The organism is Streptomyces yongxingensis (assembly GCF_055597465.1).
In genome coordinates this window covers 7650330-7672521 of sequence record NZ_CM145717.1, presented here as the reverse complement: position 1 = coordinate 7672521, position 22192 = coordinate 7650330, and the positions used below count along the sequence as shown (strand labels likewise).

18 protein-coding genes and 2 pseudogenes are annotated in these 22192 nt (G+C 71.6%); 12 read left to right on the top strand and 8 right to left on the bottom strand.

The genetic code is table 11. The features are described 5' to 3' along the window. Positions 1–5 precede the first annotated feature (5 nt). The 5 genes and pseudogenes from ACZ6TD_RS32785 to ACZ6TD_RS32765 all read left to right on the top strand — a co-directional run bounded on the left by ACZ6TD_RS32785 (position 6) and on the right by ACZ6TD_RS32765 (position 6160). On the top strand, positions 6–1280 hold the full coding sequence (locus ACZ6TD_RS32785) for a prenyltransferase/squalene oxidase repeat-containing protein (protein WP_471343957.1): 1275 nt from the start codon (positions 6–8) through the stop codon (positions 1278–1280). Between the two features lie 8 nt (positions 1281–1288). After that, positions 1289–2086 carry an SCO2322 family protein gene (locus tag ACZ6TD_RS32780; RefSeq protein WP_471343954.1) on the top strand — a complete coding sequence of 266 codons (798 nt, stop codon included), beginning with the start codon at positions 1289–1291 and terminating at the stop codon, positions 2084–2086. Positions 2087–2103: 17 nt separating this feature from the next. After that, positions 2104–3276 (top strand): annotated as a pseudogene (locus tag ACZ6TD_RS32775) (energy-coupling factor transporter transmembrane component T); the annotation flags it as partial. 407 nt (positions 3277–3683) lie between these two features. Further along, complete coding sequence (locus ACZ6TD_RS32770) at positions 3684–5306, top strand: ABC transporter ATP-binding protein (RefSeq protein WP_471343951.1); 1623 nt, start codon at positions 3684–3686, stop codon at positions 5304–5306. Next, on the top strand, positions 5303–6160 hold the full coding sequence (locus ACZ6TD_RS32765) for an ECF transporter S component (RefSeq protein WP_471343949.1): 858 nt from the start codon (positions 5303–5305) through the stop codon (positions 6158–6160). The genes ACZ6TD_RS32770 and ACZ6TD_RS32765 overlap by 4 nt, the downstream gene beginning before the upstream one ends. Before the next feature lie 75 nt (positions 6161–6235). Here the strand turns inward: ACZ6TD_RS32765 and ACZ6TD_RS32760 are convergent, their stop codons facing one another. Together ACZ6TD_RS32760 and ACZ6TD_RS32755 are read right to left on the bottom strand one after the other, a co-directional pair. Then, on the bottom strand, positions 6236–6802 hold the full coding sequence (locus ACZ6TD_RS32760) for a hypothetical protein (protein ID WP_471343946.1): 567 nt from the start codon (positions 6800–6802) through the stop codon (positions 6236–6238). Between the two features lie 286 nt (positions 6803–7088). Then, on the bottom strand, positions 7089–8258 hold the full coding sequence (locus ACZ6TD_RS32755) for a steroid 3-ketoacyl-CoA thiolase (RefSeq protein WP_471343943.1): 1170 nt from the start codon (positions 8256–8258) through the stop codon (positions 7089–7091). 250 nt (positions 8259–8508) lie between these two features. Between ACZ6TD_RS32755 and ACZ6TD_RS32750 the strand changes: the two genes are divergently transcribed. Together ACZ6TD_RS32750 and ACZ6TD_RS32745 are read left to right on the top strand one after the other, a co-directional pair. Further along, positions 8509–9741 carry a cytochrome P450 gene (locus ACZ6TD_RS32750; protein WP_471343940.1) on the top strand — a complete coding sequence of 411 codons (1233 nt, stop codon included), beginning with the start codon at positions 8509–8511 and terminating at the stop codon, positions 9739–9741. Between the two features lie 58 nt (positions 9742–9799). Next, positions 9800–10399, top strand: coding sequence for an HD domain-containing protein (locus ACZ6TD_RS32745; RefSeq protein WP_471343937.1), 600 nt, complete (start codon positions 9800–9802; stop codon positions 10397–10399). Between the two features lie 82 nt (positions 10400–10481). Here the strand turns inward: ACZ6TD_RS32745 and ACZ6TD_RS32740 are convergent, their stop codons facing one another. The 3 genes from ACZ6TD_RS32740 to ACZ6TD_RS32730 all read right to left on the bottom strand — a co-directional run bounded on the left by ACZ6TD_RS32740 (position 10482) and on the right by ACZ6TD_RS32730 (position 14378). Continuing rightward, the gene (locus ACZ6TD_RS32740) at positions 10482–11108 is read right to left on the bottom strand and encodes a superoxide dismutase family protein (RefSeq protein WP_471343935.1); all 627 of its coding nucleotides are present in this window, start codon (positions 11106–11108) and stop codon (positions 10482–10484) included. Positions 11109–11206: 98 nt separating this feature from the next. Then, a complete protein-coding gene (locus tag ACZ6TD_RS32735; protein WP_471343933.1) occupies positions 11207–13291 on the bottom strand; it encodes a bifunctional glycosyltransferase 87/phosphatase PAP2 family protein in 2085 nt (694 codons plus the stop codon). A gap of 274 nt (positions 13292–13565) precedes the next feature. Continuing rightward, on the bottom strand, positions 13566–14378 hold the full coding sequence (locus ACZ6TD_RS32730; protein ID WP_471358229.1) for an AraC family transcriptional regulator: 813 nt from the start codon (positions 14376–14378) through the stop codon (positions 13566–13568). Positions 14379–14526: 148 nt separating this feature from the next. Here ACZ6TD_RS32730 and ACZ6TD_RS32725 point away from each other — a divergent pair, with 148 nt between their 5' ends. Next, on the top strand, positions 14527–14937 hold the full coding sequence (locus ACZ6TD_RS32725; protein ID WP_471343931.1) for a DUF2000 family protein: 411 nt from the start codon (positions 14527–14529) through the stop codon (positions 14935–14937). Between the two features lie 9 nt (positions 14938–14946). On the opposite strand, the gene ACZ6TD_RS32720 is transcribed toward ACZ6TD_RS32725, so the two are convergent. Beyond that, a complete protein-coding gene (locus tag ACZ6TD_RS32720; RefSeq protein ID WP_471343929.1) occupies positions 14947–15894 on the bottom strand; it encodes an AraC family transcriptional regulator in 948 nt (315 codons plus the stop codon). A 114-nt stretch (positions 15895–16008) separates the two neighbouring features. Here ACZ6TD_RS32720 and ACZ6TD_RS32715 point away from each other — a divergent pair, with 114 nt between their 5' ends. The 4 genes and pseudogenes from ACZ6TD_RS32715 to ACZ6TD_RS32700 all read left to right on the top strand — a co-directional run. Continuing rightward, positions 16009–16992 carry a zinc-dependent alcohol dehydrogenase family protein gene (locus ACZ6TD_RS32715; protein WP_471343928.1) on the top strand — a complete coding sequence of 328 codons (984 nt, stop codon included), beginning with the start codon at positions 16009–16011 and terminating at the stop codon, positions 16990–16992. 445 nt (positions 16993–17437) lie between these two features. Further along, positions 17438–17764: an antibiotic biosynthesis monooxygenase family protein gene (locus ACZ6TD_RS32710; RefSeq protein WP_470011068.1), complete on the top strand. Its 327-nt coding sequence runs from the start codon at positions 17438–17440 to the stop codon at positions 17762–17764. 362 nt (positions 17765–18126) lie between these two features. Then, positions 18127–19323: a helix-turn-helix domain-containing protein gene (locus ACZ6TD_RS32705; protein ID WP_471343927.1), complete on the top strand. Its 1197-nt coding sequence runs from the start codon at positions 18127–18129 to the stop codon at positions 19321–19323. Positions 19324–19441: 118 nt separating this feature from the next. Beyond that, a pseudogene (locus ACZ6TD_RS32700) lies at positions 19442–20134 on the top strand (zinc-binding dehydrogenase); the annotation flags it as partial. Between the two features lie 47 nt (positions 20135–20181). On the opposite strand, the gene ACZ6TD_RS32695 reads toward ACZ6TD_RS32700, so the two are convergent. Together ACZ6TD_RS32695 and ACZ6TD_RS32690 are read right to left on the bottom strand one after the other, a co-directional pair. Continuing rightward, entirely contained in the window at positions 20182–20826 is a 645-nt protein-coding gene (locus ACZ6TD_RS32695; protein WP_262699670.1) for a response regulator, read from the bottom strand. Positions 20827–20830: 4 nt separating this feature from the next. Further along, the gene (locus ACZ6TD_RS32690) at positions 20831–22186 is read right to left on the bottom strand and encodes a sensor histidine kinase (protein ID WP_471343925.1); all 1356 of its coding nucleotides are present in this window, start codon (positions 22184–22186) and stop codon (positions 20831–20833) included. Positions 22187–22192: the final 6 nt, after the last annotated feature.

Genomic DNA, 22192 nt, shown 5'->3' with positions numbered 1-22192 from the left:
CAGCCATGAACATTCGCCGCAGCGTGGCGGCTCTTTCCCTCTGCGCCGCCCTGGGCGCGGCCGCCGCGCCTGCCGCCGTGGCCGACGACGGCCCGGCCGGGCGTGCCGAGGGGCTCTACGGCGCCAAGGACCCGAAGTTCGACGGGGTGTGGCGGCAGTCGCTGGCGCTGCTCGCCCAGGACGCGGTGGGCGTCACCCCGGCCAAGTCGGCCATCGACTGGCTGGCCGGACAGAGTTGCGCGGACGGCGGCTTCGCGGCGTACCGCGCGGACACGTCCAAGGCGTGCGACCCGAAGAAGGGCGAGTTCACGGACGCGACGGCGGCGGCGGTCCAGGCGCTGGCCGCGGTGGGCGGGCGCTCCGGCACCGTGGAGAAGGGCATCGGCTGGCTGAAGCGCCACCAGAACGAGGACGGCGGCTGGGGCATGAACCCGGGCGGCCCGACCGACGCCAACTCCACCGCGGCGGCGATCGGCGCCATCGCCGCCACCGGCCAGGACCCGGCAAAGGTGACGTCGGCCTCGGGCAAGGGCGGCAAGACCCCGTACGACGCACTGCTCGGCCTGCAACTGGACTGCTCGGCGAAGGCGGAGGAGCGCGGGGCGTTCGCGTACACGGCGGCCAAGGGCAAGCCCGTCGCCAACGAGCTGGCCACCGCGAGCGCCGCGCTGGCCGCGCGGGGCAAGGGCTTCGTCTTCGAGACCGTCGGCAAGGACGGCGGCGCCGAGCCGAAGCCGCTGCGCTGCGCGGGCGGAAAGCGCGGAGCCGGTTCGCCCGAGGACGCCGCCGAGGCCGCCCTGGCCCACCTCTCCCGCGTCATGTCCGACACCGATACGCACCTGAAGTCGGCCATGCCCGGCGCCAAGGACCAGCCCGACTTCGGCGGCACGGCTGACGCGGTGATGGCCCTCGCCGCCGGGGAACACAGCGCGGCCGCGGGCAAGCCCCTCCAGTGGCTCCAGAGCAAGGACAGCGGCACGGCCGCCTGGGCCAAGGGCGACCCCGGCGCCCTCGCCAAACTGATCCTCGCGGCCCACGCGGCCGGCGCCAACCCCCGCGACTTCGGCGGCGCCGACCTCGTCCGGCAACTGAACGCCACCGGCCCGAAGCCCGAAGCGGCGGCCCCGGGGGCGGAGTCCGACGGGAACGGCAAGGGCGAGGAGAAGAAGGACGACAGCGGTGGCGGGATCGGCGGTGTCTGGTGGACGGTCGGCGTCTGCGCGGTCGCCGGAATGGGCATCGGCTTCCTCCTGAGCGGCCGAAAGAGGCGACAGCTTTGACCCCACGCATGGATGTGGCTCCGACGCGCACCCAAGCGGCGCCCCGGGCCCCGCGCAACGGCCCGGCCTCGGCCCCGCGCGAGGACGCGGCTTCCGCTCCGCGCGCCCGTGCGCCTTTCGCCTGGTGCGGCCGCGCGGCCCGGCTGTTGCCGGCCGCCGTCGCCTTGGTGCTGCCCGTCGTCGCCCTCGTCGCGATGCTCGGCGCGGGCCAGGCGCAGGCCGCGGACGGGTATCGCTACTGGTCGTTCTGGCAGCGGGGCGGGGACGGCGGCAGTTGGAGCTATGCCACCCAGGGGCCTTCGTCGGCGCGGCCTGACGACGGCGACATGATCGGTTTCCGTTTCGCGGTCAGCGAGGACTCGGACGACGCCACCCGGCCGCGCGGCATGGCCGATTTCGCCGCCGTCTGTGCCGACACCCCGGCCACGGACGGCACCAAACGGGTCGCGGTGGTCATCGACTTCGGTACGGCCACCGACGCACCCGACCGCCGGACGCCACCCGCGCCCCGTACCGAGTGCGCACGGGTCGGCGAGGACGCGACCGCCGGGGAGGCGCTCGCCGCCGTCGCGAAGCCGCTGCGCTACAACTCCGCCGCGCTGCTGTGCGCCATCTCCGGTTACCCGGAGACGGGCTGCGGGGACAAGGTGAGCGCCTCCGATGACGCCCACGCCGCCCCGAAGGGCGACGGCGGCACGGCGGACGACGGCGGCTCAGGGCCCTCCGCCGGACTGATCGGCGGGCTCGCCGCCGTCGTCCTGCTCGGCGCCGCGGCGGTCTGGCAGGCGCGCCGCCGCCGCGTATGAACGCACGGAAGACCGCCATGCCACCGCGCACCACCCCCGAGGCCACCGCCCCACGCCGCCCCGGCGTCGGCTTCCGCGACGGGTTCCGCACCCGGCTGCGAGCCGGTACCCCGCGAACCGGTCCCCCACGCGGCGGAAGCGCCCTGCACGCCGGGGCCTGGTGGCTGTGGGCGCTCGGGCTGGCCACGGCCGCGTCCCGGACCACCAATCCGCTGTTGCTCGGGCTGCTCATCGCGGTCGCGGGCTATGTGGTGGCCGTGCGCCGCACGGACGCGCCATGGGCCCGCTCGTACACCGCGTTCCTCAAGCTGGGCCTTGTGGTGCTGGCCATCCGGCTGTTCTTCGCCGTCTTCTTCGGCTCGCCGATCCCCGGGACGCGGGTGCTCTTCACGCTCCCCGAAGTCCCGTTGCCCCACTGGGCGCAGGGCGTGCGCATCGGCGGCCGGGTGTCGGCCGAGGGGCTGGTGTTCGCGCTGTACGACGGGTCGCGGCTGGCCGCCCTGCTGATCTGCGTCGGCGCCGCGAACGCCCTCGCCAGCCCGGCGCGGCTGCTCAAGTCGCTGCCCGGCGCGCTCTACGAGGCCGGGGTCGCGGTCGTGGTGGCGATGACCTTCGCACCCCATCTGGTGGCGGACGTGACTCGGCTGCGCTCCGCCCGCCGTCTGCGCGGCCGCCCCGACCGCGGGGTGAAGGCGCTGCTGCAGGTCGGACTGCCGGTGCTGGAGAGCGCGTTGGAACGCTCGGTGGCCCTGGCGGCGGCGATGGACGCGCGCGGCTACGGCCGCACCGCCCAGGTCCCGCCCGCCGTCGCCCGTACCACCACCGCGCTGACGCTGGGCGGGCTGCTCGGCGTCTGCTGCGGTACGTACGGCCTGCTCGCCGCCGAGGGCGCGGGCTACGGTCTGCCACTGCTGCTCGCCGGACTCGCCGCCGCCCTCGGCGGCCTGTGGCTGGGCGGCCGCCGCTCGGTGCGCAGCCGCTACCGCCCGGACCGCTGGGGCGTACGGGCGTGGCTGGTGGCGGGATCGGGGGCGGCGGTCGCGGCACTGATGATCCGCGCCGCCTCCTACGCCCCGGAGGCCCTCCAACCATCGGTCGTCCCGCTCACCACCCCAACCCTGCCGCTGTGGCCCGCCGCGGGAGTACTCCTGGGCCTCCTCCCGGCACTGGCGGCCCCGGCCCCGGCACGGGCTCCGGCCCGCGAACCGGCCCCGCCGCACAAGGCCCCCACCGAACCGGCCCAAGCCCGGGACCGGCAGCGCCCGGAATCCCCCGGCCCCGACACCCGGCCCGCGGCCAAGCGGCACCCGCGACCCGGCGACGCGGCCACGGAGCCGCCCCCGGACACCGCGCCCGCACCGGTACCGCTCCCAGCCACGAGCCGCGAACCGGCCCCGCCGGAAGACGCCCCCACCAGACCGGCCCACGCCCGGGACCGGCGACGCCCCGACCCCCCGTACTCCGGCACCCGGCCCGCCACCGAGCCGCACCCGCGGCCCGGCGACGCGGCCCCCGACAACCACCCCACCCCCGAAACCCCGCCCGGCGGCGAGCGCGCGCACACGCGAGCCGAGGCGGGGCCCGAGGAGGCCACGCAGTGATCCGCTTCGAGCAGGTGTCGGTCCACTACGACGGTGCGGCGCGGCCCGCCCTCGCGGGGGTGGACCTGACCGTCCCCGAAGGGGAGCTGTGTCTGCTCGTGGGCCCGTCCGGGGTCGGCAAGTCGACGCTCCTGGGCGCGGTATCCGGTCTCGTACCGCATTTCACCGGCGGCACCCTGCGCGGCCGCGTCTCCGTCGCGGGCCGGGACACCCGTATCCACAAGCCGCGTGAGCTGGCCGACGTCGTCGGCACCGTGGGCCAGGATCCGCTCGCGCACTTCGTCACCGACACCGTCGAGGACGAGTTGGCGTACGGCATGGAGTCGCTCGGCATCGCCCCGGACACCATGCGCCGCCGGGTCGAGGAGACGCTGGACCTGCTGGGGCTCGCCGAGTTGCGGGACCGTCCCATCGCCACGCTCTCCGGCGGGCAGCGGCAGCGCGTGGCGATCGGCTCGGTGCTCACCACCCACCCCCGCGTGCTCGTCCTGGACGAGCCGACCTCCGCGCTGGACCCGGCCGCCGCCGAGGAGGTGCTGGCCGTGCTGCAGCGGCTGGTGCACGACCTGGGCACCACGGTCCTGATGGCCGAACACCGCCTCGAACGCGTGGTGCAGTACGCGGACCAGATGATCCTGCTCCCCTCCCCCGGCGCCGCCCCGCTGACCGGCGCACCGGCCGAGCTGCTGCCGGTATCGCCCGTGCGGCCGCCCGTGGTGGCGCTGGGCGCCCTCGCGGGGTGGCCGCCGCCGGTGCCGCTGTCCGTACGGGACGCCCGCCGCAAGGCGGGGCCGCTGCGGGAGCGGCTCGCGCCGCTCGCCCCGCGGGCGGTGGCGGGTCCGCCGCCGGGCGGGCCGGTGGGCGAGGTGGCGCGGCTGTCCGTCCGCCACGGCCGGGTAGAGGCGCTGCGCGGGGTGGACCTGACGGTGCGGCCGGGCGAGACGGTGGCGCTGATGGGGCGCAACGGCGCGGGCAAGTCCACGCTTCTGGCCAGCCTGGTCGGGCTGCACGAACCGGCCTCGGGCTCGGTGCGCGTCGGCCCGGACCGGGTCGTACCGCACCGCACCCGCCCGGCCCAACTCCTGCGCCAGGTGGGCCTCGTACCGCAGGAGCCGCGCGACCTGCTCTACGCGGACACGGTCGCCGCCGAGTGCGCGGCGGCCGACCAGGACGCGGGCGCGGCTCCCGGCACCTGCCGTGAGCTGGTCGGCCGGCTGCTGCCGGAGGTGGCGGACACCGCCCATCCGCGCGATCTGTCGGAGGGGCAGCGGCTGGCGCTGGCCCTGTCCGTCATCCTCACCGCCCGCCCACCCCTGCTGCTGCTCGACGAGCCGACGCGCGGGCTCGACTACGCGGCGAAGGCGCGCCTGGTGGAGGTGGTACGCGGGCTGGCGGCGGACGGCCACGCGACCGTACTGGCCACCCACGATGTGGAGCTCGCGGCCGAACTCGCCCACCGCGTCGTCATCCTGGCCGAGGGCGAGGTGGTCGCGGACGGCCCCACGGCGGAGGTGGTGGTCTCCTCCCCCGCCTTCGCCCCCCAGGTGGCCAAGGTCCTGGCCCCACTGCCGTGGCTGACGGTGCCGCAGATACGCGAGGCACTGGAGGAAGCGCCATGAGCGGGACATCACTGAGCGGGCCGCACCGGGCGGAGCGGGAACGCGACGGCGGAACGAAGGCAGTACGCCTCGGCCCGCGCTCGGTGGCGGCGCTCGCGCTGGTCTCCGCGATCGGTGTCGTCGCCTTCGGCTGGCCGCTGTTCGCACCGGGCGACTCGGGGATCACCACCCACGCCGCCGACGCGCCCTGGCTGTTCGCCGCGCTGCTCCCGCTCCTGCTGGCCGTGGTCGTGGCGACCATCGCGGACACCGGTCTGGACGCCAAGGCCGTCGCGATGCTCGGGGTGCTGGCGGCGGCGGGGGCGGCCCTGCGGCCGCTGGGCGCGGGGACGGCCGGGATCGAGCCGATGTTCTTCCTGATGGTGCTGTCGGGACGGGTGCTGGGCCCCGGTTTCGGCTTTGTTCTCGGCGCCGTCTCGATGTTCGCGTCCGCGCTGCTCACGGGCGGGGTGGGGCCGTGGATGCCGTTCCAGATGCTGGCGATGGGCTGGGTGGCGATGGGCGCGGGGCTGCTCCCCGGCGCCGCCCGGCTGCGTGGCCGGGCGGAGTCGCTGCTGCTCGCGGGGTACGGGGCGGTGGCGTCCGTGGCCTACGGAACGGTCATGAACCTCCAGGGCTGGACCCTGATGCAGGGTGTGGCCTCGGGGATCTCCTACGTCCCCGGCGACCCACTCGGCGAGAACCTCGCCCGCTTCGTGGCGTACTGCCTGGCCACCTCGCTGGGCTGGGACCTGCCGCGCGCCGTGGTCACGATGGTGCTCACCCTCACCCTCGGCGGACCGGTGCTGCGAGCACTGCGCCGGGCCACGCGCCGGGCGGCGTTCGAGGCGCCGGTGGCGTTCGAGGACAGGTAACCGGACGGGCCCGGCGCGTTTGTCCGCGCCGGGCCCGCCCATCCGTCCTGGTTCTTGATTACTACTGGTGAAGCGTCAGTTCTGGTGGAAGACGCCGGCGTCCCACTGGGCGACCCACCTGCCGTCGCCGAACCGCAGGTTGGCCGTGCACTTATAGGTGTCACCGTCGCAGTTCAGGGCGGTCACCGGCACCGGGGCGGCGGCCTCCCGCGGAGCCTTGACCGTCTTCGCCGACGCGGCGGGCACGGCATTGGCCACGGCCTGGTGGAACACATTGGCGTTCCACTGGGCGACCCACCTGCCGTCACCGAACTGCAGCCCGGCGGTGCACTTGTAGGTGTCCCCGTCACAGGTGAGGGTCGTGACCGGGACCGGGGCCGCAGCGCCGCGCAGCGCGTCCGTCGCCCGGGTGACCCGCTGATGGCTCGCCGCGCTCTGGTGGAATACGTTCACATTCCACTGGGCGACCCACCTTCCGTCACCGAACCGCAGGTTGGCCGTGCATGTGTAGGTATCGCCGTCGCAGTTGAGGCCGGTCACGGGGACGGGCGCGGCGTTGGCCGCCGGGGCGACCGCCGTGGCGGCCAGGGCCAGGGCTCCCAGCCCCAGGAACGTACCGGTGAGCATTCGGCGAGCTGACATGTCGTCGCTTCCCTTCGACTCCGGCCACACAAGGGGTTATTCTCCATAAACCACCCCAAGTGGCCAATCCGATGACATCCCAGAGATTAGCTGCCCTTAAAGGCTTTTCATGTACTCGTACTACATGAACACATATACGACACAACCCCCGTTACGGCGAGGGCGGTCACCGTGGATTGACGATTCCAGGCATACGAAAACGGCGGCGCCCCAAAGGGCGCCGCCGAGGAATCGATACCGCCGAAATCCAAGCCCGGGATTCCGGTCGGTCAACGCTCGACCATCACTACAGCCGCTGGATGATCGTGCCCGTCGCCAGCGCCCCGCCCGCGCACATCGTGATGAGCGCGAACTCCTTGTCCGTCCGCTCCAGTTCATGCAGCGCCGTCGTGATCAGGCGTGCCCCCGTGGCCCCCACGGGGTGCCCCAGGGCGATCGCGCCGCCGTTCACATTGACCTTCTCCAGGTTCTGCTCGAAGACCTGTGCCCAGGAGAGCACCACCGAGGCGAACGCCTCGTTGATCTCGATCAGGTCGATGTCCTTCAGGGTCATCCCGGCCTTGCCCAGCACCGCCTTCGTGGCGTCGATCGGCCCGTCCAGGTGGAAGTGCGGATCGGTGCCGACCAGGGCCTGGGCCACGATGCGGGCGCGGGGGCGGAGTTTGAGGGCGCGGGCCATGCGCTTGGAGGCCCACAGGACCGCGCAGGCGCCGTCGGAGATCTGGGAGGAGTTGCCCGCGGTGTGCACGGCGGTGGGCATGATGGGCTTGAGTCCGGCCAGCGCCTCCATGCTGGTGTCGCGCAGGCCCTCGTCCCGGTCGACGGCCCGCCACATGCCCTCGCCGGCCGTCTGCTCCTCCTCCGTCGTGGGCACCTGCACCGCGAAGGTCTCGCGCTTGAACCGCTCCTCCGCCCAGGCCCGCGCCGCCCGCTCCTGGGAGATCAGCCCGAGGGCGTCCACGTTCTCGCGGGTCAGGCCGCGGTTGCGGGCGATCCGTTCGGCGGCCTGGAACTGATTGGGCAGATCCACGTTCCACTCCTCGGGGAACGGTTTGCCCGGACCGTGTTTGGAGCCGCTGCCCAGCGGCACCCGCGACATGGCCTCGACGCCACAGCCGATGCCGATGTCGATGACACCGGTGGCGACCATGTTGGCCACCATATGATTGGCTTGCTGCGAGGAGCCGCACTGACAGTCCACCGTCGTCGCCGCGGTCTCGTACGGCAGCCCCATCGTCAGCCAGGCGGTGCGCGCCGGGTTCATGGACTGCTCCCCGGCGTGGGTGACCGTGCCGCCGACGATCTGCTCGACGCAGTCGGGCTGAATGCCGGTGCGGGCGAGGAGTTCGCGGTAGGTCTCGCCGAGCAGATAGGCGGGGTGGAGGTTGGCGAGCGCGCCTCCGCGCCTGCCGATGGGCGTGCGGACGGCTTCGACGATGACGGGTTCGGCGGCCATGGCTGTCTCGTCCTCTCATCGCATCCGCGGGGCTCCCGGCAGCGCCCGCGCCAGAACTAGTACGCGTTCTAGTTCTTCAACTCAGTCTGCTGAGGCCCGGCCCGGCGGCGCAAGGGTTGTGCAGGGGTTGAGCGGACCACGAGGGGCACCGGTCCCCCGAAACAATGGCCGCGTTTTCTCTTGCTACTTGTAGAACCCGTTACTACCTTGCGGACACTTCTGATAGGCCGTCAGATCTCTGGAGTGGCCGATGTCCTGCCCAGCGCTCCCCGAAGGCTTTGACCTCACCGACCCCGACCTCCATCAGCATCGGGTGCCACTCCCGGAGCTCGCCCGGCTGCGGCAGACGGCCCCCGTGTGCTGGATCCCCCAGCCACACGGCGTGGCCGGCTTCGACGACGACGGCTACTGGGCCGTCACCCGCCATGCCGATGTCAAGGAGGTCTCCACCCGGCCGGAGATCTTCTCCTCCCACGCCAACACCGCGATCATCCGCTTCAACGAGCACATCCAGCGCGACCAGATCGACGTCCAGAAGCTGATCATGCTGAACATGGACCCGCCCGAGCACACGCGGGTCCGCCAGATCGTCCAGCGCGGCTTCACCCCGCGCGCCATCCGCGCCCTCGAGGACGCCCTGCGCGACCGCGCCACCCGCATCGTGGCCGGGGCCAGGGAGAGCGGCAGCGGCGACTTCGTCACCGATGTGGCCTGCGAACTGCCGCTCCAGGCGATCGCCGAGCTCATCGGCATCCCCCAGCAGGACCGGTCCAAGATCTTCGACTGGTCCAACAAGATGGTCGCGTACGACGATCCGGAACTGGCCATCACCGAGGAGATCGGCGCCGAGTCGGCCATGGAGCTGATCTCGTACTCCATGAACCTCGCCGCCGACCGCAAGGCGTGCCCGGCCAAGGACATCGTCAGCCGGCTGGTGGCCGCCGAGGACGAGGGCAATCTGGGCTCGGACGAGTTCGGTTTCTTCGTACTGCTGCTCGCCGTCGCCGGGAACGAGACCACGCGCAACGCCATCAGCCACGGGATGCACGCCTTCCTCACCCACCCCGACCAGTGGGAGCTGTTCAAGGCCGAGCGCCCCGCCACCGCCGCCGACGAGATCGTGCGCTGGGCCACCCCCGTGATGTCCTTCCAGCGCACCGCCACCCAGGACACCGAACTCGGCGGGCAGCGCATCGAGGCGGGACAGCGGGTCGGCGTCTTCTACTCCTCCGCCAACAACGACCCCGAGGTCTTCGACCGCCCCGAGGTCTTCGACATCACCCGCGACCCCAACCCCCACCTCGGCTTCGGCGGCGGCGGACCGCACTTCTGCCTCGGCAAGAGCCTGGCGGAGCTGGAGATCCGGCTGATTTTCAACGCCATCGCGGACACCCTCCCGGACATCCGGCTCGCGGGTGAGCCGCGGCGGCTGCGCTCGGCCTGGCTGAACGGGATCAAGGAGCTCAGGGTGACCTACACGTAAGCTGTTCGTGCCGTGCCAGGAGTCCCACAACCCACCGGGCCGGGGCACACTGACCGCCATGAGCGAGATGTACGGCCCGCACGGCGCGGCGGGCGACCGGCGAAGACTCTTCGACTTCATAGCCCTCACCGCCCGCCTCCGTGAGATCGAGCGCGCCAACAACGCCACCCCGGAGCGCAAGGAGAGCGTCGCGGAGCACTCCTGGCACCTGGCGATGGTGTGCTGGATCCTGCACGCCGAGTTCGAGCGCGAGGCCGGGCAGCGGCTCGACCTCTCCAAGATGCTCAAGCTCTGCCTGATGCACGACCTCGTCGAGATGGACGCGGTGGGGCGGGGCGCCGCGGGCGGTGAGCCCCCGCGCTTCGCCTCGCTCCCCGCGCCGCTCGGGGCCGAACTCCTCGCCCTCTGGAGGGAGTACGAGGAGGGCCGTACGCCCGAGGCGTGCCTGGTGCGCGGGGTGGACCGGCTCAACCCCACCCTGATGCGCTGTCTGACCGGCCAGGGCTGGGGCGACATGGCCACCGACAGCCACGCTCCCGTGGACGCCGAGGCGCTGGATGGGCTGCATCTGCCGCGGGTGGCCGTGAGCGAGACGCTGCGCGCGCTGTACGAGGAGATCAGGGACGCCTCGGTGGAGGGCGGGCTGCTGCCGCCGTGACCCCTGCCGCCCTCCGCCGAGCGCCGGGGACGCCGCGGAATGCCGCCGACGCCCCGACCGCCGCTAGGTGAACGGCACGCCGCTACTTGAACGGCACGTTCACACACGCCACCCGGGCGCCCGCCTGCCCGGCCTTGCCCGACGTGGTGTCCGTCGCATGCTTGTGGATCACCACCGAACGGGCCTCACCGGACCGGAAGTTCCACTTCACCCAGGACTTGGCCCAGCCCTTGCCGTTGCCCTTGGTGGTGAGGTCCAGCCACACCTCGTTGTGCGGGTTGGCGTACTTCGGGTTGGTCGAGGGCTGCTTGGGGTCCTTCTTGTTCTGGTAGTGCGGCCCCGACGAGTCGGGCTTGGTGCCACACGGCTTCGTGTGGACGTGGACCCCGAAGTGGTGATCGGCCGCGAGGCCACGCACGCTGATGAACACGAACGTGCCCTTGTGCATCATGTGGCCGTGTTCCCCACCTTCGTGGTACTTCTCCATGCCCTTGCCGCCCAGCCGCGCCTCCGCGACGAACACCGACGCGGACGTCGGCACCAGCGACTTGTCGTACGTCACCGCACCGGCGGTCTTCGCCTGCGACGCAGGCTGGAACCCGTCGTGGACGAAGACGAAGGGGTGCGGCGGCGCGGCCACCGCGGGTGTCGCGATAGCCATTGAGGCGCCCATCGCGACCGCCGCGGTTACTGCCTTCACCAGGGACATCCTTGATCCCTCCTCGGTCGGGGCCCCGCTCCCCGTCTCGATTCCCGGATCCCCCCGTTTAACGCGTTTTCACGCCTTTCCGCCCCCTTCTCACCACGCTAGACCCGCTGGTCATGCCGCTCAACGCGAGCCCCAGCCCCCTTTTCGGGGGACTTGCCGGCCCCCGGTCGGTCCTTCTCCGCGGGCTCGGCGTCGTCGTGCTCCCCGCCGCGCTGCCGTACCAGCCCCGGCACCAGCCCTCTGGCCCGGGCGACCGCGGCGCCCATCGTCGCCGACAGCGGTGGCGCCTCCTCCCGCGGGCGCCTGCCCACACCGAGGAACACGTACTGCAGCGCGAACCCGGCCGTGACGATGACCGCGCCACCGATCGCGTCCAGCACATAGTGGTTCGCGGTGCCCACGATGACCGCCGTGGTCAGCAGCGGATACAGGATGCCGAGCACCTTCGCCCAGACGTACGGCGCCACGATCGCGATGACCACCCCGCACCACAGCGACCACCCCACATGCAGCGACGGCATGGCCGCGTACTGGTTGGACAGCTTGGTGAGCGCGCCGAAGTCCGGGTTGCTCAGGTCCTGCGGGCCGTGCGCGGTGTCCACGTACCCGAGCCCCATCAGCCGCGGCGGGGCCAGCGGGTAGAGCCAGAAGCCGACGAGGGCGAGCAGCGTGGCGAAGGCCAGCGGGGTGCGGGCCCAGCGGTAGGTCGCGGGGCGGCGCAGATACAGCCAGCCCAGCAGGGACAGCGGAATCAGGAAGTGGAAGGTGCTGTAGTACCAGTTCATGAAGTCTTTGAGCCATCCGGTGTCGGCCACGATGGCGTTGAACCAGTGCTCGATGTCGATGTGCAGCCAGCCCTCGAGGGTGAGCACCTGGTGTCCGTGGCCCTCGGCCACACCGCGCTCGTCCGGGGCGTGGCCGCGGATCCAGGAGTAGGCGAAGTAGCCGACGCGGATCAGCATCAGCTCGAGCATCAGGTTCGGGCGGGACAGCGGCCGCTTGAGGACGCGCAGCAGCGGCACCCAGGCGAAGCGGCTCCTGGCCGGTTCGGCGACCGGCGTCGGCTCGGGGTCGTCCCACCGCGGCGAGGTGCGGGAGAGGAACGGCACCAGACAGGCGGCGGCGAGCGCGGCGAGCAGCGGCGCGTTGTAGCCGATATGACCGAGGATCTCGATGTCGGGCAGCAGCGCGGTGCGGTTGAGCGACATCGCCAGGACGACCAGAACCGGCCACACCAGCCGGTCGGAGCCGCGCCGCCCCACCCGGCCGACCACGGCCAGCAGGATCCAGAGCTGCTGGTGCTGCCAGGAGGTGGGCGAGACCGCGAGCGCCACGCTGCCGGTGATGGCGGCGGCGAGCAGCGACTGCCCGTCCTCCGCGTAGCGCACCGCGCGCCGCAGACCGATCACCGCGACCGCGACCGCGAGCACGGCCAGCAGCGCGAGCTCCACCGGGCCCTCGAGGCCGATGCGCAGCAGCAGTCCGTGCAGCGACTGGTTGGCCAGGCTGTCGGCGGGGGCACCGAGCCCGAAGCCACCGATGTGATGCCCCCAGTACGTCCACGAGTCGCGCGGCATGGCCGCCCAGGCGAGCGCGGTGCACCCGGCGAACGTGGCGCCCGCGAGCGCGGCGGCCCGGCGCCGTCCGATCAGCCACAGCACGACGGCGAACAGCAGCAGCGCGGGCTGGAGCGCCGCGGCCACTCCGATGAGCACACCGGCCTGCCGCCCGGAGGTTCTGGGCAGCACGGTGAGGACGACCAGGAGCACCGGGATGATGCTGGTCTGGCCGAGGGTGAAGGTGTTGCGGACCGGAAGCGACAGCACCAGCAGGCTGATGGCCAGCGGTGCGGCGATCAGCGAGGTGCGGCGGGAGACCGGGCCGGGCAGCGACCGGGCCACGACCAGCCCGAGGACGACGACCAGCAGCAGGGTGCCGAAGGTCCAGGCGACCCCGAGGCTCTGCTCGGCGGCCCGGGTCAGCGGTTTGAGGACGAGCCCGGAGAACGGGGTGCCGGTGAAGGAGTCCCCGTCGTACAGCGACCCGCGGACATGCAGCACACCCTGGTCGCCGATCCAGGTCTCCAGATCGGTCAGCCGCTCCTCGGGCGGCAGCCGCAGCACCGCCGCCGCCTGACGGACCGCCAGCACGCCCGCCAGGAGCCACAGGGCGACGAGCCCCATTCTGGTCCGTGACGTCCGCGCCCCTACGGCACCGGGGGCCGGCCCCGTGTCCGGGCTTCTCCCCAGTCCGCTCCGCTCCACGTTCGCCACGCCGTGCCGCTCCCCCACTCGCCCTCTTCATCTGTCCCGGATGTTTGAGACCCTACTGAGCCCACTACTCAGACGCCGAACACCCCCTCTTCACCTGACTGTCGTCCGGGGTTGTCCGAAAGATGTCAGGCTTTGGCAGGGTCCTTGCGGTCCGCGTGGGTCCGTATGGTCCGGGCCAATTTCATCAGGGCCGCGGGGTGTGCCGCGAATCGGGACTCGCCGCGCGCTGAAATGTTCCCGGCGTCACTCCGAAGCACCGCACGAACCAGCGGTGGAAGTGGCTCTGGTCGGCGAACCCGGCCTGGGCCGCGGCCTCCGCCGCGCTGCTGCCCGCCACCAGCAGCCCGCGCGCCCGGCGCAGCCGGAGTTGCCGCTGGAAGTCGCTCGGCGCCATCCCGTACGCGGCGCGGAACGCCCGGTAGAGCGCGAAGCGGCTGCACCCGGCGGCCTCCGCGAGCCGCGCCGCCGGTATCTCCTCCGCGTACGCCTCCTCCAGCAGCGCCCTGGCCCGCCGTGCGGCCCGGACCTGCTCGCCGCTCCCGTCCGGAAGCTCCCGGGTGTACAGCGGCCCGGTGGCCCCGCGCCGCACCATCGCCCCGACGGCCGCGGTCAGCCGCTCGTCCCGCACCAGCGGTCCGGCGCCGCCGACCAGGGCGGTGTGCAGCCGCAGCAGGGCGCGGGGCAGCAGGGGATCGGAGACCACGGGCCGGTCGAACAGCGGCAGCGCCGCCCGGCCGTCCGCGCTGTCGGCCACATCGGCGAGGACATTCCGCACCACATCGGGACCTATGTGGACGATGCGGTACTTGTAGCCGAGCTCGGCGGCCGCCTCCCCGTCATGCGGATCGTCGGGATTGAAGACCATCACCATCCCCGCCCCGCTGGTGCGCAGCGCGCCCCGGCACCGGAAGCGCTGCGCGCCGACCTCGGTCACGGCGAAGGAGTAGGTGTCATGGCTGTGGGGATGGAACCGATGGCTGAAGAAGTGCGCGTGCATGGCCTCCACGGGCCGGTCGGGATCGCGCCAATACCGGGCCCAGTCCTCCCGGCCCCGCTCCCCTTCTCCGACCACGCTCACGGATCCATTGTGCCGTGGCGCACGAGCGTTCAAGACCGCAGGTCGCGGCAGTGGCGAGAGTGACGGCATGCGCTTCGACACCAAGATCGCCGTCATTGTCCGCACCGACCTCGCCGACTGGCAGAAGCTGAACGTGACCGCCTTCCTCTCCAGCGGCCTGGCGCACGCCTCGGACGAGATCGTCGGCAAGCCGTACGAGGACGCCTCGGGCAATGTCTACCTTCCGATGTTCCGCGAGCCGGTCCTCGTCTACGCCGCCGACGCCCCCGCCCTCACCCGCACCCACGCCCGCGCCCTCTCCCGCGACCTGCCGATGTCCCTCTACACCGAGGAACTCTTCGCCACCGACAACGAGGACGACAACCGCGCCACGGTCCGCGCCGTCGATGCCGACGCGCTGAACCTGGTGGGCCTCGCGGTCTACGGGCCGCGCGGCCAGGTGGACAAGGTCACGAAGGGCTTGCGGCTGCACGGCTGAGGGTCCGGCTCAAAGGCCGTGACGGTTCAATGGCCGTGACGGTTCAATGGCCCTCAGCTTCCGCCAGGCGCCGGGGGTGACGCCCTCCCTGGCCGAAAAGGCGCGGCTCAACGCGCTGCCGGTGTCGTATCCGACGCGGACGGCGATCTCCTGGACACTCAGCGACGTCTCGCGGAGCAGGACCTTGACCCGGTACATGCGCCATGCCGTGAGGTAGCCCAGCGGGGTGTCCCCCGTCCTCTCCTTGAACAGGGCGGCGAACGCCGAGCGTGACATCCCCGCCGTGCGGGCGAGTTCGTCGACCGTCCACGGATGGGCCAGGTCCGCGTGCAACTCCTCCATGGTGGCCGCCAGCCGCGGGTCCCGCAGCGCGGCGATCCAGCCGACGGTCCCGCCGCCGACATCCGCACAACAGGTCCGCAACGCCTGGACGAAGAGCACATCGGACAGCCGGCTCATGATGAAGCCGCCACCGAGCCCGCCCGCCGCGCTCTCCCGCGCGATGAGGTCGAACGTGGTGCGCAGGAGTTGACTGGACGCGTCGTCCAGGTTCAGCCGGAACACCGGCGGCAGGAGCGCGAAGAGCGGTTCTGCCGCCACGGCGTCGAAGGCGAACCGGGTGGAGACGATCTGCGTGAGCTCACCGTCGCCCCCGACCCGCGCCGAGTCGCCGGGGGCCTGGGAGACCAGTCCGTCACAGTCCACGACCTCGCTGCCCGCCTCGTCCTGAAGGGTGAACCTCACCCCCGCGCGGACCAGGAAGCAGTCGTTCGCCTCAAGACGTTGCGGTCCGGCGAGCGTGTCCGCGACGAGCAGGCACGAGCCACGGGAGATCAGGACCAGCCGGGCGAGGTGCCGGGGAGGGAATGAGATTCCCCACGGCGCTCGGGCGTCCACCCGCACATACCGCGCGTCCTCGATCTTCATCGTGGCGAGGAGGTCGTCAATCGGATCCATCCCCACTCCCCTGGCCTCTCCTGGACGATCTGCGCCAAACCATGGACGTCAAGATACAGATCGTCCAGCCGGGCGCGCCTATCGTGGAGGCGCCATACGAATGAAGGGTGGGAAATGCGAACATTCCAGGTGAAAGCGGGCGGTGGCCTGGTCGCCTCGGCGGAGCGCCCGGTGCCGAGCCCGTCAGCGGGCGAAGTACTCGTACGGGTGAAGGCCAGCTCCCTCAACGCACGCGATCTGCTCATCGTCACCGGCCGGTACTCCGTCGACGTGGAGCCGGGGCGCATCCCGCTCTCCGACGGTGCGGGCGTCGTGGAGGCCGTCGGGGACGGCGTCTCGCGGTTCCGAGTGGGAGACCGGGTCGTGGGCACCTTCCATCCGACCTGGCTGTACGGCCCGTTCCCCGAGTGGGGGCCGCTGCGCGGCACGCACCGCGACGGCTGGCTCACCGAATACCTCACCCTCGACGAACAGAGCCTGGTCGCCGTGCCGGACCAGTTGTCCTTCGAGGAAGCCGCCACGCTTCCGTGCGCCGCGCTCACCGCGTGGTCGGCCGTGAGCGGCGTCGGCCCGGGGGACGCTCTCCTGGTCCAGGGCTCGGGCGGAGTATCGGTCTTCGCGCTGCAATTCGCCCGCCTGGCCGGCGCACGCGTCCTGGCCACGACGTCCGGCGACGCCAAGGCCAGGCGCCTCGGCGCTCTGGGCGCATCCGATGTCGTCGACTACACCAGCACACCGGAGTGGGGCGCGCGGGTACGGGAACTCACCGGCGGCGGCGCCGACCGCGTCGTCGAGATCGGCGGCGCCGGAACGCTCTCCCAGTCCATCGACGCCGTCGCCCACGGCGGGCAGATCGCCCTCGTCGGCAATCTGGCGGCGGGCGGCGGCATGGACGTGACACGGTTCTTCCGCCGCGCCGCGACCCTCCGGTCGATCAGCGTCGGCAGCCGGAGCGACTTCGAACGGATGAACAAGGCCATCGGCCGGCACCGGCTCCGGCCCGTCATCGACCGCGTCTTCCCGTTCGAGGCGGCCCCGGAGGCGTTCGCGCACTTCGAGAAGGGCCCACGCTTCGGCAAGGTCGTCATCACCCACTGACCGCCGTCTTCATACGCTGTTGACCGCCCGAAAATCAGTGGAGCCGCACTCCCGTGTGCGTTAGCGTGCTCCCGCCCGCAGTCACCCCGTCAAGGACATGCCGTTGTACACCAAGTGAGACCCCCCGAGCGCTGATCCGTCGCGCGTCGCACCTGTGCGCCGCGCTCCTTTTCGCTGCGGTCTTCTCACTGGAAACGGTGTAACTCCATGTCCAAGAACTGGGCGTTTGTGCCCACCTGCCTGCCGATCGTTCTCCACCGAACCGCGCGGCCTGCCTGGCAGTCGCCGTACGGTCCGCCACCGCGCCGGGCACACCGCGGCCGGTGGGCGCCCGTACCGGGGTGGGCGGGGCCTCGGTCCGCTCTGCGGCGTGTCCGGTCCGCCTGACACAGGCCCCGGCGTCGTAGCCCGCGGCCTTCCCCGGTGATGCGGCAGGATGGTGGGCATGAGCATCGTCAAGATCAATGTGCTGACGGTCCCGGAGGAGCAGCGCGAGGTGCTGGAAAAGCGCTTCGCGTCGCGCGCCGGGTCGGTCGAGAACTCCGACGGCTTCGAGTGGTTCGAACTGCTGCGCCCGGTCGAGGGCACCGACCAGTACCTCGTCTATACGCGCTGGCGCAGCGAGGAGGACTTCCAGGCGTGGATGGAGGGCCCGATGAAGGCGGCCCACCAGCGCGGCGGCGAGGACGCCCCGCAGCAGAAGCCCGCCGCGTCCGGCTCCACGCTGTGGTCCTTCGAGGTCGTCCAGCAGGCCGCGCCCAAGCAGGGCTGACCTGGGCCCCTTGCCACCACCGTCAGCCCCCTGGCCTCGGCCAGGGGGCTGACGGTTTTACGTGGCACCCGTCTGACGGGTAGTCACGTGCGCCGATGCACATCGGGGGCACTGACACGGCGGCCACACCGACGTCTCCAGCGGCCTCAGGGGCTCGGTGGACGTGACCACGCGCGTCGGCCCGTAGGTCTTCCCGCCGTCCCGCGACACGCGCATGGTCATCATCGCGCGGCCCTTCACCGTGTCCGACATGCTGTCGCTCCCGTTAGCGGTCCTTACGTACGTCAAGACAACCGGGAATGTGCGGTCGCGGTTGGTGATCGCCTGGTGACTGCGCGGTGACAAGCCGTACCCTAGTCACCATGAACAGCGGGGAGTTCAGCCAGAGAGTCCGCGACCTGATCCGTGACCGGAACATGAGCGTGCGAGCGGTCGCCCGCCACCTGAACTACGACCACGCCTACCTGTCCCGCGTACTCTCCGGGAAACAGCAGCCGTCGACGCAACTCGTGACGGCGCTGGACAACCTGCTCGAGACAAACGGGGAACTCGCCGACATCGCGGCACGAGTTGCACCACCGGCGGAATCACCGGAAGCGACTGAATCACCGTCCATCGCTGATCGGATGCTCAAGCTCAACGAGGCACGCGGAGCCGACTTCGCACAGGCCATCCGCGAGACTTCCCATCGGCTGGTCGTCCTGGACAACGAACTCAGCGGGGTATCCATCGCGGAGCCCGCAGGCCGTGCGTTCAAGGTCGTGCATCGGCGGCTCGGAGTCGGAGACTACGACCCTCGGCATGAGCGCGACATTCAGTCGGCGGCTGCGGAACTCGCTGAAGTCGCCGGTTGGGCTCTTTGGGACGCGGAAAGAGATGACGCAGCCCAACGCTTCAATCATGAGGCGCTGTTGCTCGCGAATCTCTCGGGGGATCGCTCCATCGAATTGCTGACGCTGCAGAACATGGCGATGCAGAGCGAATGGCGCGGGCGGTACCAAGAGGCGCTGTGCATCGCCCGGTCGGTACTCAACCGTAGGCGGCTGTCCCCGCGTGTCGAGGCGATGTTCCGCATCCGCGAGGCCAAGGGGTTGGTCGGTACGGGACGTACATCGGATGCCATCGAGTCGCTTCAACGCGCCCGGTCGCTCATCGAGGACGGCAACGAGGTCGGCGAACCGGGCTGGGCATGGTGGGTGACCCAGGGGGAAATTGACCGCCAGTGTGGTCACACACTTCAGATCGCCGGTGACGTAGAGAAAGCCATTGAGCTACTGCTCCAATCCGTACAACCAGGGCGTGACGTCACGACTGGCTACTCAAGCGAGCGAGTCGCACGGCTCGCACAATGCCTTCTGGACGTCAACGCCTGGCGCGACGCGGAAGACGTAGCCAAATCCTTGGTCACCGCCGCACCCGGAATCTCCTCAGGACGGACCCTCCGCCTCATCGGTCAACTCGCCAAGCAGCGCGAAACGCTGAACGGCGCGCCGACAAGCCTTACGGACACTCTTGAGCACCTGGCGGAAAAGCTCGACGAGGACCCCTTCACGCTGTGATACGCGAGTCGTGCTGACACAGATCGTCAACTGATTGATTCTCACGGGACTGGCCGCTGTCCTGGCCGTGCGTAAGGGTTTTGCGTACCGCGCCGAGTGTTCAGGCGCATCCAGGAGAGAACCCGAGGGCGCGCGCGTCGCGGTGGGAATGGCTCCCCACGCGTGCGCGGAGCGGGTGGCGGTCAGCCCTGCCTGGCTCGGGGCCGCCCCCGGGGGCGTGGACCTGGCCGACGCCGCCGCGCTGGGGATCGCCGGAGTCACCGCATTGCGGGTGCTGCGCAAGCGTTCCCTGCTGGCGCGTAACGTCCTGGTCACCGGCGCCAGCGGGGGCGTGGGGCACTTCGCCGTCCAGCTGGCGGCGTTGGCGGGCGCCCGGGTGACGGCACTCGTCGGTTCGCCGGACCGGGCCGCCGGACTCCGCGAACTCGGGGCCGACGAGGTCCTGACCGACCTGGCCGAGACCGAGGGCCGGTTCGACCTGGTCCTGGACACCGTCGGCGGGCCGCTGGTGGGCCAGGCGTGGAGTTCCCTCGCCGAGGGCGGCACCATCCACCTGGTCGGTTACTCCTCGGGGCAGGACACCACGTTCCCGTCAGGGGCCTTGTTCGGCTTCGGCGAACCCCGCGCCATCGCCACCTACGGCGACATGACGCCGACCAGCGGGGAGCTGACGGACCTGCTGGGCCTCATGGCCGCCAGAAGGCTCTCGGCACCGGTCGGGCTGCGAGGCGACTGGCAGGACGTGGGCGACGCCGTCCGGGCGCTGTTCGCGCGGAAGGTGCACGGAAAGGTCGTTCTTGACGTGACCTGAAGCCGTGAACGAGGGCGCCGCGCGGCAGAAGCCCGCCTGCCCGGGCGTCAGTCGAGCAGTCCCGCCTCCTGCGCCAGCACCGCCGCCTGGACCCGGTTGGTGCAGTGGGCGCGGGTGAGGATGCTGCTGATGTGGGCCTTGACCGTGCCGGAGCTCAGGTGGAGCTGTGCGGCGATCTCGGCGTTGGAGAGGCCGGTGCCCAGCAGTCGGAGGACGTCCCGTTCGGCCGGTGTCAGGTCCGCGATCCGACGTGATGCGGCGTCGCTGCCGTGGCCCAGCCGGATCCGGAAGTCGACGAGTTGGCGGGTGACCTGCGGGGCGAGGACGGGTTCTCCGGCGGCGGCGCGGCGTACGGCGTCGATGAGGTCGCGGGGGCCGGTGTCCTTGAGGAGGTAGCCGTGGGCTCCGGCGCGCAGGGCGCTGGTAACGGTCGATTCCTCGCCGAAGGCCGTCAGCATCACCACCCGGGTGCGGGACGAGTGCCGGGTGATCTCGGCGACGGCGGTGATGCCGTCCCCGGGCATGCGGATGTCGAGGAGGGCGACGTCGACGGGGTGGAGGTGGCAGGCTTCGACGGCCTCGCGGGCGTCCTGTGCCTCGGCCACGATAAGGAACTCGTCGTCGTTCTCCAGGATAAGCCGGATCCCGGCGCGCATCAGCGCCTCGTCGTCGGCGATCAGGACTCGGATCACGGGTTCAGTGTAGAACCGCCATGATCAGCAGGGCGATGGTGCATGCGACCGTCGGCAGCAACACCAGCATCGCCGCGCAGCCGCCGCCCAGGAGGCGGGGCCACGTGAGGACATCCGTGGACAGCGGGGGTCGGGAGCCCGCCCCGCCGGACACCGGCGCGGGCGAAGTGGCGTACACGGGCGGCGAGTCGGGCCGGACGGGTATACGGGCGGAGAGGACGAAGCCGCCCTCCGGGCGCGGTCCGGCGTGGAGGGCGCCCCCGAGCAGGCTGATCCTTTCCTGGAGGCCGATGAGTCCACTGCGGTTCCCGTCCCCGGGCGGACGGGGCGCCGGCGGGGCATCGTTGACGACGGTGACCACCAGGGCTTCCCCTTCGTCGTGGAACGTCACGCGGACAGGCGCGCCGGGCGCGTGCTTCAGCGCGTTGGTGAGTCCTTCGCGGGTGACACGGTGGACGGCCTGACGGCTGCGGGCGTCCGCGTCCGCCTGCCTGGTCGCGTTCCAGTGCAGTTCGGCGTCGGCCCCGGCGCTCCGGGCATCCGCGACCAGGGTCGAGAGAGCCTCGCGGGTCCCCCGCTCGCCGATGTTCTCGCCGGGCTGGTGACGGAGGACGCCGAGGATGCCGCGCAGTTCGTCCATGGCCGTTCCGGCAGTGGTGCGCAGAAGTTCGGCTTGGGAGACCAGCGGGGGCGCCTGTCGTTCGGCGGCGAGCTGGAGGGCTCCGGCGTGCACCGAGATGAGGCCGATGCGGTGGCCGAGCAGATCGTGCATCTCGGAGGCGATGCGCGCCCGTTCCTCCATGCGGGCCGCCTCGTCGGTGAGCAAGCGGTTCTGTTCGAGGTAGGCGTTGCGTTCCCGCAGCAGCCTCGTCAGCGGGCGGCGACGCCCCAGCATCATGCCGGACAGCGCGGGCAGCAGGATGAACAGCGCGGCCACACCGGCGCCGGCGGCCAGGTACGGCATCGTCGGGAGCCCGCTGAGGGATTGGGCGGCAATCGATACGAGCACGGCGCCGGCACCGCTCGCCCCGACCACTGCCCAGGCGCGCCGTGCGGGGGCGATGCGGCGCACGGCGGACCACACGACGCACGGCACCACCACCATCGCCCACACGTTGTCCCCGGCGATCAACGGCACGCAGCACAGCACCGTGAGGGTCGGGTACATCCGCCGCGCGGGCACGAGCAGCGCCGCCCACACCCCCAGGAGGGCCACCGACACCGGGTGGGCCGGCGGAATCAGCGGAACCGGCACCAGCGAGCACAGCAGGACCAGACCGGCGAGTACGGACTCGATGACGACCGTCCGCCGGGGCGCGGCGCGCACCGCCTCCCGGATAGCGGCGGCCTCTCGGCGCATCCGTCT